General features: G+C 63.3%; 12 protein-coding genes. All 12 read right to left on the bottom strand.

What is annotated here, in order from left to right; genetic code table 11:
* Position 1 precedes the first annotated feature (1 nt).
* Positions 2 to 991: a bifunctional oligoribonuclease/PAP phosphatase NrnA gene (locus NUV99_02190; GenBank protein MCR4418941.1), complete on the bottom strand. Its 990-nt coding sequence runs from the start codon at positions 989 to 991 to the stop codon at positions 2 to 4.
* Entirely contained in the window at positions 972 to 1,373 is a 402-nt protein-coding gene (rbfA, locus tag NUV99_02185) for a 30S ribosome-binding factor RbfA (GenBank protein MCR4418940.1), read from the bottom strand. Before rbfA ends, NUV99_02190 begins: the two co-directional genes overlap by 20 nt.
* Positions 1,374 to 1,393: 20 nt before the next feature.
* On the bottom strand, positions 1,394 to 3,676 hold the full coding sequence (infB, locus tag NUV99_02180; GenBank protein MCR4418939.1) for a translation initiation factor IF-2: 2,283 nt from the start codon (positions 3,674 to 3,676) through the stop codon (positions 1,394 to 1,396).
* Entirely contained in the window at positions 3,677 to 3,973 is a 297-nt protein-coding gene (locus NUV99_02175; GenBank protein ID MCR4418938.1) for a YlxR family protein, read from the bottom strand. It lies immediately after the preceding gene.
* A gap of 21 nt (positions 3,974 to 3,994) precedes the next feature.
* Positions 3,995 to 5,032 carry a transcription termination factor NusA gene (nusA, locus tag NUV99_02170; GenBank protein ID MCR4418937.1) on the bottom strand — a complete coding sequence of 346 codons (1,038 nt, stop codon included), beginning with the start codon at positions 5,030 to 5,032 and terminating at the stop codon, positions 3,995 to 3,997.
* A 20-nt stretch (positions 5,033 to 5,052) separates the two neighbouring features.
* Positions 5,053 to 5,508 (bottom strand): ribosome maturation factor RimP, encoded by a 456-nt coding sequence (locus tag NUV99_02165; GenBank protein MCR4418936.1) that lies wholly within the window; start codon positions 5,506 to 5,508, stop codon positions 5,053 to 5,055.
* 196 nt (positions 5,509 to 5,704) lie between these two features.
* Complete coding sequence (locus NUV99_02160) at positions 5,705 to 6,325, bottom strand: glycosyltransferase family 2 protein (protein MCR4418935.1); 621 nt, start codon at positions 6,323 to 6,325, stop codon at positions 5,705 to 5,707.
* Between the two features lie 36 nt (positions 6,326 to 6,361).
* Positions 6,362 to 8,071: a proline--tRNA ligase gene (locus tag NUV99_02155; GenBank protein MCR4418934.1), complete on the bottom strand. Its 1,710-nt coding sequence runs from the start codon at positions 8,069 to 8,071 to the stop codon at positions 6,362 to 6,364.
* A gap of 16 nt (positions 8,072 to 8,087) precedes the next feature.
* Positions 8,088 to 9,152, bottom strand: coding sequence for a flavodoxin-dependent (E)-4-hydroxy-3-methylbut-2-enyl-diphosphate synthase (gene ispG, locus NUV99_02150; GenBank protein ID MCR4418933.1), 1,065 nt, complete (start codon positions 9,150 to 9,152; stop codon positions 8,088 to 8,090).
* Positions 9,153 to 9,164: 12 nt separating this feature from the next.
* Positions 9,165 to 10,184, bottom strand: coding sequence for an RIP metalloprotease RseP (gene rseP / locus NUV99_02145; protein MCR4418932.1), 1,020 nt, complete (start codon positions 10,182 to 10,184; stop codon positions 9,165 to 9,167).
* Positions 10,181 to 11,338 carry a 1-deoxy-D-xylulose-5-phosphate reductoisomerase gene (dxr, locus tag NUV99_02140; protein ID MCR4418931.1) on the bottom strand — a complete coding sequence of 386 codons (1,158 nt, stop codon included), beginning with the start codon at positions 11,336 to 11,338 and terminating at the stop codon, positions 10,181 to 10,183. Before dxr ends, rseP begins: the two co-directional genes overlap by 4 nt.
* Positions 11,339 to 11,358: 20 nt before the next feature.
* The gene (gene ytvI, locus NUV99_02135; GenBank protein ID MCR4418930.1) at positions 11,359 to 12,438 is read right to left on the bottom strand and encodes a sporulation integral membrane protein YtvI; all 1,080 of its coding nucleotides are present in this window, start codon (positions 12,436 to 12,438) and stop codon (positions 11,359 to 11,361) included.
* Between the last annotated feature and the right edge of the window lie 57 nt (positions 12,439 to 12,495).

The raw sequence follows: 12,495 nt of genomic DNA, 5'->3' as shown, positions 1-12,495 counted from the left end.
GCTAGTCCTCTTCGCGCAGGGCTTCGGCGGCGGCCTCCACCACCAGGGGTACGGCCCGTTCCAGCGGCAATCGGAGGCGACAGCCGGCGGCGCGGCGGTGGCCACCCCCACCGAACCTTGCCGCCAGACGGTTTACGTCAACCTTCTGCTTAGAGCGAAAGCCCACCTTGGTTTCGCCCGTTTCGGTTTCTCGAAAGAGTAAGGCCACTTCTACTCCGGCCACCGACCGGGGGTATTCGATCAGCCCCTCGCAGTGTTCCGCCTCTGCCCCTACGGCGGCCAGCACCGCCTGAGTTACCGTGACCCAGGCTACCCGACCGTCGGCGGCAAAGCTTAAGGTAGATAGCACCTTTTCCAGTAGCCGCAGGGTGACCAGCGGCTTTTCCTCCCAAAGTTGCCGGTGTACCTCCTGGGGAGCCACACCCGCCTCCAGCAGGCGGGCGGCAATAAGGTGACTGCGGGGGGAAGTGTTCTCGAATTGGAAGCAACCGGTATCGGTTACCAGCCCGGTGTAAAGGGCCAGGGCTATTTCCGGCGTAAGGCCGATACCCATGGTTTCCAGCAGGTCGTAAATCAACTCGGCGGTGGCCGCCGCCTCGGGTCGCACGTAGTTGAGGTGGCCGAAATAACGGTTGCCCAGGTGATGATCCACGTTGACAATGAGAGAAACTCTCTCCAGCAGCAACGCCAGTTCCTGCCCCACCCGGGCCGGGTCCGTACAGTCCAGCACCAGCGCCGCCCTGGGCGCCTCGGTAAGAACTCGGGGCGGCTCTATTGCCTCCCAGCGCGGCAGGAAGCGGTAAATGGCCGGAACCGGTTCGGGATGCACCGCCCGGACCCGGCGGCGGCCCCGATTAAAGGCCAGGTAGGCTGCCAGCATGGAGCCCAAACAATCGCCGTCGGCTATCTGGTGGGTGACTACCAGTAGCTCCTCGGCATCCTCCAGGACCGTTGCCAAGGCGGTTAGGTCATCATTCATCGGCCGGTTCATGCTTGCTTTCTCCGTTATCTGTTCCTGAGGTCTCCCCTTGCTCCCGCCGCAGTTGGTGTAGAAGCTCGGCGATGCGGGCTCCCCGCTGGATGGAAGGATCGAACCTAAAGGCCAGCTCCGGAACGAATCTGAGGGATAGCCGCTCACCGATCTCGCGACGGACGAAGCCGGTGGCCTTGTTGAGTACCTCCAGACTCTCCCTCTGGGCCTGATCATCCCCCAGAACACTGACGTAGACCTTGGCGTAGTGAAGGTCGGGAGATAGCTCCACGTCGGTTACGCTGACGAAACCGAGCCGGGGATCTTTCATCTCGTGCTTCAGAATGGACGCTATCTCCTTCTTTATCTGCTCGGCCACCCGCTGTACCCGTTGCCGGGCCATGGCTTCTTCCCCTCTTCCGCCTACAGTTCCCTCTTGACCTTTTCCTGCACGTAGGCCTCGATGGTATCTCCTACCTTGATATCGTTATAATTCTCCAGCCCGATACCGCACTCGTAGCCCTGCACTACCTCGCGCGCGTCGTCCTTGAAGCGCTTAAGTGAGCCGACCCGGCCCTCGTAGATTACCTTTCCGTCTCGGATCAGGCGGGCCAAGGCATTCCTGGCTACCTTACCCTCCAGCACGTAGCACCCGGCCACCACTCCCACTTTGGGCACATGGAACGTGGCCCTGACTTCGGCCCGGCCCAGCTGCACCTCCCGGATTTCCGGCTCCAGCAGGCCGCTGAGTAAGGACTTCATCTCCTCCAGAAGTTCGTAGATCACCCGGTACAGCCGTATTTCTACCTTCTCCTCATCGGCCGCGTGCCGGGCCCCCGGCTCCGGCCGCACGTTGAAGCCCACTATCATGGCCCGGGAAGCCGACGCCAACATCACGTCGCTTTCGCTGATGGCGCCTACTCCGCCGTGGATTACCCGGATCTTGACTTCCTCGTTGCCCAGTCTCTCCAGGGCGTGCCTTACCGCCTCCACCGAACCGTGTACGTCGGCCTTTACGATCACGTTTAGTTCTTTGGTTTCCTTGGCTTCTACTTGCCGGAAAAGATCCTCCAGGGAAGTCGGCCGCTCCTGAGGCAGGCCGCGCCGCTGTTCGGCCCGTCGCGCCTCGGCTACTTCTCGGGCGGTCTTATCGTCGGGAACAACCTGGAGAATATCCCCCGCCTGGGGAACCTCCTCCAGCCCTAACACCCGCACCGGCATGGAAGGGCCGGCCTCCTTTACCGTCCGGCCCTGGTCGTCCAGCATGGCCCGAACCCGGCCGAAACTGGCCCCGACTACGAAGTTATCCCCCACACGCAGGGTGCCTTTTTGCACCAGGACGGTGGCGACGGGGCCGCGACCGCGGTCCAGCTCCGACTCCAGAACCACGCCCTTGGCCGGTCGGGTGGGATCGGCCGACAGTCCCTGAAGATCTGCCACCAGAAGGAGCATTTCCAGGAGATCCTCCAGGCCCTGGTGCTTGAGGGCGGAAACCGGAACGCAGATGGTCTCCCCGCCCCATTCTTCGGGAATGAGACCGTGCTCGGCAAGCTGCTGTTTCACGCGTTCCGGATTGGCATCCGGTTTATCCATCTTGTTTATGGCCACCACTATGGGCACTCCGGCAGCCCGAGCGTGGTTGATGGCTTCCACAGTCTGGGGCATTACTCCGTCGTCGGCCGCCACCACCAGTACGGCGATGTCCGTTACCTGCGCGCCCCGCGCCCGCATGGAGGTGAAGGCCTCGTGCCCGGGGGTATCGATAAAGGTTATCTTGCGGCCGTTAACCTCTACCTGGTAGGCGCCGATGTGCTGGGTAATGCCTCCGGCCTCCTGGGCGGTCACGTTGGTATGCCGAATGGCGTCCAGGAGGGAAGTCTTGCCGTGGTCCACGTGCCCCATCACCGTGACCACCGGCGGGCGCTCGCGCATGGCCGAAGGATCGTCTTTCGGCTCCTCGATTTCGGTTGCCGGGCGTTCAGTCCTCAGCCGAACCTCTACTCCGAACTCGCCGGCGACCAGGGCAGCGGTTTCCTGATCGAGCTCGTCGTTTAGCCCGGCCATGATACCCAGGCTTATGAGCTTGCGAATGATCTCGTTGGCCTGGCGACCCATCCTGTTGGCGAGCTCTTGCACGGTAAGGCTGCCCTCCAGGGTCACCTTCTTGGCCGGCGCCGTAGGCGGCTTGGGTGGTCCTTCCCGAAAGGCTCTGGCCTTCTTGCGGCGCCGGGGTCTCACCCGGGGCTCCTCTTCTTCCTCCAGCTCCGGCAGGTAGGAATGGGCTGCTACCTGAACCGGTCTTACCCGGCGCTTATCCGGAGCCGGGGGTGCGGGGGTTCCGCGTGCCGGTGCGGCGGCGGCCTTCTCTGTCGTGGGGGCACCGGTCTTGCCTTCCCCGGTTGGTGCCCTGGCCGCAGCCGCAGGAGGCTGCGCGGGTGCAGTCCGGTCGCGTGCTCCCGCTCTGGGCGGAGCAGACTTCGCCCTGGGTTCTTCCTTGGGCGGAGCAACCACGGCTCGCGCTTCCGCTGGGGGTTTGCCCTGTCCCCTGCCCTGCCTAAGGTATTCGGCCACCTTGTCCACTACGTCCGGTTCCACCGTGCTCATATGGGACTTTACCGTCATGCCAAGGATCTCCAGAATACGCACCAGTTCTCTGGTGCCCAGGCCCATGTCCTTGGCCAGCTCGTATACTCGCCTTTTCGTCATTCAGTCACCCCCGTGCAGTTGCTCTTCCTTGCGCCGCCGGATCTGGACCGCCAGGTCGACCAGGATCTCCGTCTGAACGGGAACGCCCAGGGCCCTTTCCAAGGCCTTGCTTTTGACCGCCCGGTTAAGGCAGGCTTCCTCGGGACATATATAGGCCCCCCGCCCTGCCTGTTTGCCCGTAGCGTCCACCAGGATCTGCCCCTCCGGGGTTCTTACCACCCGCACCAGTTCCTTCTTGGGACGCTTGGCCCGGCACCCCACGCACATTCGTTCCGGGATCCTCTTGGGTTTGACCATGTTCCGGTCGCCCCCGGCCGCCTACCCGGCTACCTGGGATTCGCTCTTGATATCTATTTTCCACCCGGTAAGGCGGGCCGCCAGGCGCGCGTTCTGTCCTTCGCGCCCTATGGCCAGGGAGAGCTGGTAATCCGGAACTACCACTCTGGCGGCGTGGCTGTCCTCGTCCAGCTCTACGGAAACCACCTTGGCCGGGCTCAAGGCACTGGCCACGAACTCGGCCGGGTCCGGACTCCAGCGGATAATGTCGATCTTCTCGCCCCGCAACTCGTTGACTACGGTTTGCACCCTTACGCCTCGGGGCCCCACGCACGCGCCAATGGGGTCCACGTTAGGATCGTGGGAATGCACGGCGATCTTGGTGCGCAGGCCGGGCTCGCGGGCCACTGCTTTGATCTCTACCACACCCTCGTGGATTTCTGGCACCTCCAGCTCGAAAAGACGACGGACCAAACCCGGGTGGGTACGGGAAACCAGGATTTGCGGCCCCTTGGTGGTCTTCCTGACTTCGACAATATAGGTTTTTATCCGGTCTCCCTGCCGGTAGACTTCGGTAGCCACCTGTTCGGCGGGAGCCAGGATGGCCTCGGTTCTACCCAAATCTACGAATACGGTCTTCATCTCCGCCCGCCGTACAACGCCGGTGACGATATCCTGTTCCCGGCCGGAAAATTCGTCGTAGATCAGGTTGCGCTCGGCCTCACGGATACGTTGGACTACCACCTGTTTGGCGGTTTGGGCGGCGATGCGCCCGAAATCCCGGGGCGTGACCTCTACCTCCACCTTGTCGCCGGGCTGATAGCGGGGGTTAAGCCGCTGGGCTTCCTCCAGGCCGATCTCTTCTCGCGGATCGTCTACTTTCTCGGCCACGGTTTTTTGCGCCAGTACTCTTAGGGCGCCGGTGGTGCGATCGATTTCCACCCGTGCGTTTTGCGCCGTACCGAAGTTTTTCCGGTAGGCAGACAGAAGGGCGGCTTCGATGGCCTCGAGTAGCATCTCCAGAGGTATGCTCTTCTCCCGCTCGATCTCTCTCAAAGCCTCCATAAACTCCGCGTTCATGCTTTCTGGTCCTCCCCTGCTTACTCCGCCTCCAGCCTGGCCTTGGCCACCGCTTCGCGGGGGATGCGCCATACCATGTCCCCCTCCCGAACCAGTACGCAGCCGGCCTCTAATCCCTGGAGTTGCCCCCGAAACTGGCGACGCCCTTCGACCGGCCCGTAGGTGCGCACCCACACTTTCTGCCCCCGGAACCGCTCGAAATCCCTGTCCTTTCGCAGGGTGCGGTTCACCCCCGGCGAGGAAACCTCGAGAAAGTACCGGTGGGGGATGGGGTCCACCTCGTCCAAGTAACGCCCCACCCTCTCGCTCACCGCTTCGCAATCGTCCAGGGTGATGCCCTCCGGACGGTCAATGAACAGGCGCAAGACCCAGTGTCCGCTTTCTTTCTGGTACTCAAGGTCTACCAGTTCATAACCGGTCTCCTCCACTACCGGTTCGAGAAGGGCGGTCAGCTTATCCTTGGCCCTTTCCGTCAACTGCAGTCCTCCTTTTGGCTCAACCCACCAAAATAAAGAGTGGGTAGTCTCCTTCACCCACTCTGAGTAGCGCAAAGTCATTCCCCCGGCTTATGCAACTCTAGTATACCATACTTCACCGGCGCCCGCAAGGCAGCTTGCGTCTGCCCCCGTCTCGGCATTCTCGCCCCAGGGTTTCACCGCCTGCTCCGGCGGCTCAGGCCCGCCAAAGGTCCAGGTACATCCGGACCCGGGCCTCGATTCCCCTCCACAGACCCCGCTTCTCTTCCTTCATGACGTGGCTTACTCCTACCAGGGGGACATGGGTTACGGTCAGGCCGTGGCGCCGGGCATAAAGGTTCAACGCCTTCTCCACTCCGTATCCGGGCCCCAGGAGAGGGCGCGTGTCCGCGAACATCGCCTTGGTGAGGCAGCGTTGTCCGGAGAGTTGGGGCGCCAGGCGCTGGGCCAGATCGGTGGCCGGGCGTCCGTTCCGAAAGACTCCTATGGTCATATGAGCGCGGCCTTCGACTACCGGCAGGGCCAGGGCCCGCACGTGCTCCGGTTTGAGCCCCAGGAGGTCGGCGTCCAGGAACATCAGCGTGTCCTGGCCGGCGTTTTCCGCTCCCCGGAGCAGTGCCTCGGCCTTACCCCGGTTGTGTGCGCAGGCCAACACCTCGGCGCCGGCGCGCCGGGCCTCCGCTCCCGTGCCGTCGCCGGAACCATCGTCTACCACGATCACCTGTGTTACCAGGGGACGGGCGGCCAGAGCCGCCCTGACTATGCTCCCCACGGTCCGTTCTTCATTGTAGGCCGGAATGATTACCGAGATTGACACGATCCGCCACCCAGGAAGATTCTGGGCCGGACCGCCCTAGTTTATACCTTCTTCGGTCAATTGCCGTTTCAGGTATTCCCGTACCCCCTCGGGAGGCAGGGAGATCTCGTCCGCGGTTCCCCGGCGCCGGACGTCCACCCGGCTCTGTTCTGCCGCCTTCCTGCCCACGGTTATCCTCCAGGGAAAACCGATGAGGTCGGCATCGGCGAATTTCACTCCCGCCCGCTCCGGACGGTCGTCCAGAACCACTTCTATTCCGGCCGCCTGGAGCTGCCCGTAGAGGGCTTCCGCCACCTCCCGCTGGCGGGATTCGGCAGGGTTGACCGCCACTACTACCGCCTGATAGGGAGCTATGGAGGCCGGCCAGATGATGCCCGCATCGTCGTGGTGCTGCTCGACTGCCGCAGCCATGGTCCTGCTAATGCCGATTCCGTAACAGCCCATCACGATAAGGCGCTCCGCGCCCCGCTCATCCAGGTAGGTGGCGCCCAGAGCACGGCTGTACTTGGTGCCCAGCTGGAAAATCTGGCCTACCTCGATTCCCTGCGTTGCCTCCAGGGGCCGCCCGCATTGCGGGCAGGGGTCCTGAGCCTCCGCGCAGCGGAGATCGCCCTTGAGGGCCCGGAAGTCCCGGCCGGGATTCACGTTCACCAGGTGGTATCCTTCGCGATTGGCTCCGGCGACGGCATTGGTGAGGTAGAACACTTCCTGGTCGGCGTACATCGGGACCTGTTCCAGGCCCACCGGTCCAACGAAGCCCGGCGGGCTCCCCGTAGCTTCTTCGATCTGCCGGTCTTCGGCCATCTCTAAAGAGGTGCACCTCAGGAGGTTGATCAGCTTGGCCTCGTTTAACCGCCGATCACCGCGCAGTATTACGCCTATCAGGCGGCCGTCGGCTATGTAGAACAGGGTCTTGAGAATGCGATCGGTCGGCACTCCCAGGTAGGCGGCCACCTCTTCAACCGTACGCGCCTCTGGGGTGGGAACGGCTTTGGGAGGTTGGGGTTCCTCCGGCGGCAACTCCTGGGGACGGCAGGGGGCCTTGTCCACGTCCGCGGCATAGCCGCAGGCCGGGCAGAACACTATTCCCGCCTCCCCGGTGGCGGCGGTAACCATGAATTCCTGGGAGAGCCCACCGCCGATGGCTCCGGGATCTGCCTCCACCACCCGGAAGCTCAGTCCCAGCCGGCTGAAAGTCCGGCAGTAGGCCTCGTACATGCGTTCGTAGCTGGCCTGCATTCCGGCTTCGTCCCGGTCGAAGGAATAGAGGTCCTTCATGATGAATTCCCTGCCCCGGAGGAGGCCAAAACGCGGCCGGCGCTCGTCCCGGTACTTGTTCTGGATCTGGTAGAGAAGCAGGGGTAACTGTCGATAGGAGCGGACCTCCGCCCTGACCAGAGCGGTAATGAGCTCTTCATGGGTGGGCCCCAGGCAGAAGGGCCGGCCGTGGCGGTCGTTCAGCCGGAACATTTCCGGACCGTACACGTCCCAGCGGCCCGTAGCCTGCCACAATTCGGCGGGCTGAATGATGGGAAGCAGCAATTCCTGTCCGCCGGCCCGATCCATCTCCTGCCGTACTATGCGCATAATCTTTTCTGCCACCCGCCACCCCAAAGGCAGGTAGGTATAAACTCCTGCCGCCACCCGGCGAATCATCCCGGCACGCAGGAGCAACTGGTGGCTGACCACTTCGGCCTCACCCGGTACTTCCCGCAGGGTAGGCGCGAGAAGAGCGGAAAACCGCATCGGCGAACACCTCCGTCTAGTGGATAGGTCGACCCAGGACTTGGGCTACTTCTTCGGTCAAGGCCTCCAGCAGCGCCTCCGAGCTCACCCGTCTCACTATCTCGCCCCGGCGGAAGATCACCCCGCCTCGGCGGGACCCGGCCACACCGACGTCCGCCTGCCGGGCCTCTCCCGGCCCGTTAACCTCGCAGCCCATTACCGCCACCCGAAGGGGCTCGGCGACGCCGGACAGCCTTTCTTCCACCGCCTGGGCCAGGGCGGCCACATCAATGTGGCACCGGCCGCAGGTAGGGCAGGAGATGATTTCCACTCCCCGCCGGCGCAGGTCCAGGCTGCGCAGGATGTCGTAGGCTACCTTTACCTCCCAGCGGGGCTCCGCGGTAAGCGAAACCCTGATGGTATCGCCGATGCCCTCCGCCAGAAGAATGCCGATGCCCAGGGCGGACTTCACACTTCCGCTAACCAGAGGCCCGGCTTCCGTGATACCCAGGTGTAACGGATAGCGTACCTGGTTGGCCAGCAGCCGGTAGGCGGCTACCGTCAGGGGTACGTCGGCGGCCTTAAGCGAGACCTTTATCAGCGTAAACCCGAGATCTTCCAACAGCCGGATGTGGCGCAGGGCGCTTTCCACCAGCGCTTCGGGCGTGGGACGACCGTAACGGCCGCGCAGGTCTTTCTCCAGGGAACCGGCGTTAACGCCTATGCGGATGGGCACCTGCCTGGCCGCCGCCTCGCGAACCACTTCCTTGATGCGTTTCGGGCCTCCTATGTTGCCGGGATTCAGGCGCAACCCGTCTACCCCGGCCTCCAGGGCGGCCAGCGCCAGCCGGTAGTCGAAGTGGATGTCGGCCACTACCGGCAGAGGCGACCGGGCCTTGATGGTTTTCAGCGCGGCGGCCGCCTCCCAATCGGGTACCGCCACGCGGACCAGTTCACAGCCCACTGCGGCCAGTTTTCGGATCTGGGCAAGGGTGGCCGAGGCATCCCGGGTGTCGGTCTTGGTCATGGACTGCACCACTACCGGGGCGCCGCCCCCCACGGTGACCGTTCCGATGCGCAGAGCCAGGCTGGGCCGGCGCATATTTGCCCTCCCCTAGCCGAATATCCGCAGCAGATCGCGGTAGGTGATGATTAGCAGCATACCGACCAGAACGGCGAAGCCGACCAGGTGGACCAGTCCCTCCTTGCGGGGGTCCACGGGACGGCCCCGTAGGGCCTCCACGGCCAGGAACAGCAGGCGACTTCCGTCCAGAGCCGGAATGGGAAACAGGTTGAAGAGGCCCAGGTTTAGGCTGATAAAAGCAGCAAAGCTCAGTACGCTGGCGGTTCCGAAGCGCGCCGCCTCACCCAGTAGCTGCACTACGCCCACCGGCCCGACCAGGTCTACCGGCACCTGTCGGGCAAACATCTGGCCCAGACCTACCAGGACCAGGTAGAGCACCAACGCGGTCTGTCGTATTCCCTGCCCCAGGGCCCCGAACGGGCTGAATCGTATCAGGGAGGGTTCGACCCCGATCATTCCCACCTGGCTCTGGGGATCCAGCCGGGGCACGATTTCTACCCTGAACACCCGGCCCTTCCGCTCTACCGTGAGTTCCAGCGGCATTCCCGGGCTCCGGTGGATTATGCTCACCATATCCTGCCAGTAGTCTATCGACCGGCCGTTTATGGCCACTATCCGGTCGCCGGCGGCCAGGCCTGCCTCCTGGGCCGGCCAATCCGGCAATACCCGGCCGATCACCGGTTGGTTGGACGGAGAGCCCAGGGCCCAAAAGATGAAAGCGTAAATCAGAACCGCCAGGAGAAAGTTCATCAGGGATCCGGAAATCAGGATCGCCAGGCGCCGCCCGGCGCTCTGCCGATAGAAGCCCCGGGGGTCGTCAAGCGTTTCCGGTTCCATTCCCGCCATCTTGTTGTAGCCGCCCAGCGGCACCGCCCGAAGGCAATAGAAGGTTTCACCCCACTTCTTCCCGACCAACAACGGCCCCATGCCCACGGAAAACTCCTCTACCCGTACCCGGCATAGTTTGGCGGCCAGGAAGTGACCGAACTCATGTACGGCTATCAGGAGCGAAAAGAACACGAGGGCTATCAATATCTCCTGAGGGCTCACCAGCGCCCACCCTTCCTCTCTTTTACCCACCGCCGCGCCCAGGCCACGGCCTCCTTAACCTCTTCCCAGGTGGGTTCGGCGACGGGGCGGTGGCAGGTCAACGCCTCCTCTATTAGCCTGGGGATCTCTTCGAAACCTATGATGCCGGCCAGGAAGAGTTCTACTGCACTCTCGTCGGCACCTGCCAGCACCGCCGGGTAGGTACCCCCTTGCCGCCCCGCCCAGTAACCCAGGCGCAGGCAGGGGAAACGGTCCTGGTCCGGGGTTTCAAAGGTTAGGGGTGGTATGCCTTCCCAGTTCCAGGCTCCGAAGGGCGAAGGCCAGCTTTCCGGGTAACTCAGGGCATATTGAATCGGCAGCCGCATGTCGGGAGGCCCGAGTTGGGCCAGGAGATTGCCGTCGGCAAAGGCTACCAGCGAGTGCACCAAGCTCTGGGGGTGTAAGATCACCTCGATCTGGGAATAGGGTACCCCAAAGAGCCAGTGGGCCTCGATGACCTCCAAGGCCTTGTTGGCCAGCGTGGCGGAGTCTACGGTGATCTTGGGACCCATTCGCCAGGTGGGGTGCCGCAGGGCCATTTCCGGGGTAACCTGAGGCAGTCTCTCCACGGGCCAGTCTCGGAACGGACCCCCGCTGGCGGTAAGTATGAGTCGTGCCACGGGTCGGGATCGGCCGGCAAGACACTGGTGGAGCGCGGCGTGCTCGCTATCCACCGGGAGGAGGCAAACGCCGCGAGCCTCCGCCTCCCTTAGCAGGAGCGCTCCGGCCACAACCAGGCTTTCCTTGTTGGCGAGCGCCAGATGCCTTCCGGCGTGTACCGCCGCGCGGCTGGCGGCAAGCCCCTCCACCCCGCCTACCGCGTTTAACACCAGCGACACCTCCGCCAGGCTGCAGCAGGCCGCAAGGCCCTCCTCGCCCCACACCACTTCGGTTCCCGGGGGAAGCTCGGTCTTGAGGGCGGCGGCGGTTTGGGGATCGGCCACGGCTACCAGCTTTGGCCGGAACTCCACCGCCTGTTGCCGCAGCAGTGCCGGGTCTTTGCCCCGGCTGGCCAGGGCAACGGCCCGGAGGCGGTCGGGGAAGGCCCGGATCACCTCCAGGGCCTGTCGGCCGATAGACCCGGTGGACCCCAACACGGCTACTCCCTTGCTCACCTGTTCCTTCCCTTCTCCACCTAAGGTTGTTGCCTGCGAAGCAATCCCGCCCGGTAGGCTGCCTTCAGGAACACGAGCAGCAGCGGTCCCAGTACGGCTCCAACCAGGCCCAGAGCCTGGATGCCGATAAAGATGCTGGCCAGAGCGGCCAAAGGATGCAGGCCCAGGTTCCGGCCCACCACCTTGGGTTCTAGAATCTGGCGGACTACGGTTATGGTAGCATAAAGAGCGATCAAGGCCAACCCGAGGCCGTAGTGCCGGTTGACCAATTCCCAGCCCGCCCAGGGCAGGAACACCGTGCCCGGTCCCACCACCGGTAGGATGTCCAGCAAGGCGATAAAAAGGCTCAGGGTCAGCGCGTACTTCACCTTCAGGAGGTAAAGGCCGGCCAGTACCTGGAGTGCGGTGAACCCTATGAGTAATCCCTGGGCCTTAAAATACCCTATTACTCCCGCGCCTACTTCTCGCAAGACGTCGGCCACCTGCGGTCGGTATAACCACGGGAAGAGTGAAAGGGTCCCTTTGCGAATGAGATCCCGGTCCCGACTGAAGAAGAAGGAAGCCACCAGGGCCACGATTAGGGCAATGAACCCCCGGGGAATGCCGGCGGCCACCCCGACCAGGTCTTGAACTACCCGGGTTAGCAGACCTCGCAGGTAACCCATCAGGGTTTCGATCGAGCCCTGCGTGGCCTCGAGTACCTGGGGTGGAAGTTGTTTGTAGAGGGCGTCAAGCTGCAGTATCCCTTCCTTAAGAAGGGCTCCGTAGCGGGGGAGTTCTACCGCCAGGTGTGCGAGTTCGGCAACCATCTTGGCTACCAATACGGCCAGGAACAGCGACAGGACGATGGTTGCCAGGAGCACCAGCACTGCAGAGGCCAACGTCCTCGGCCAGCGGGCCCGGTGTTCCAGCCAGTCTACTGCCGGGTCGAGCAGCGCGGCGAGAAACCAGCCGGCCACAAACGGCAGTACCCAGGGAACCACCGTTCTCAGTACTTGCCAGAGAGCGGGCAGGAGGTGATAATACAGGAGGTAAAGGCTGGCAAGTACCAGGAAGATCACTATGCCTAATCGTTGTATCCGGACAAGCCGGTTTCTCATGCTCTCCTCCTCTTTGAGGGACCCTGGAAGGCTCGGTTAGAGTGCCTTCCCAATTGC

It is taken from the genome of Clostridia bacterium (assembly GCA_024653205.1).
Taxonomy (GTDB): domain Bacteria; phylum Bacillota; class DSM-521; order Neomoorellales; family SLTJ01; genus JANLFO01.
The sequence above is the reverse complement of the archived record's forward strand: the minus strand, read 5'-3'. Positions and strand labels throughout refer to the sequence as shown.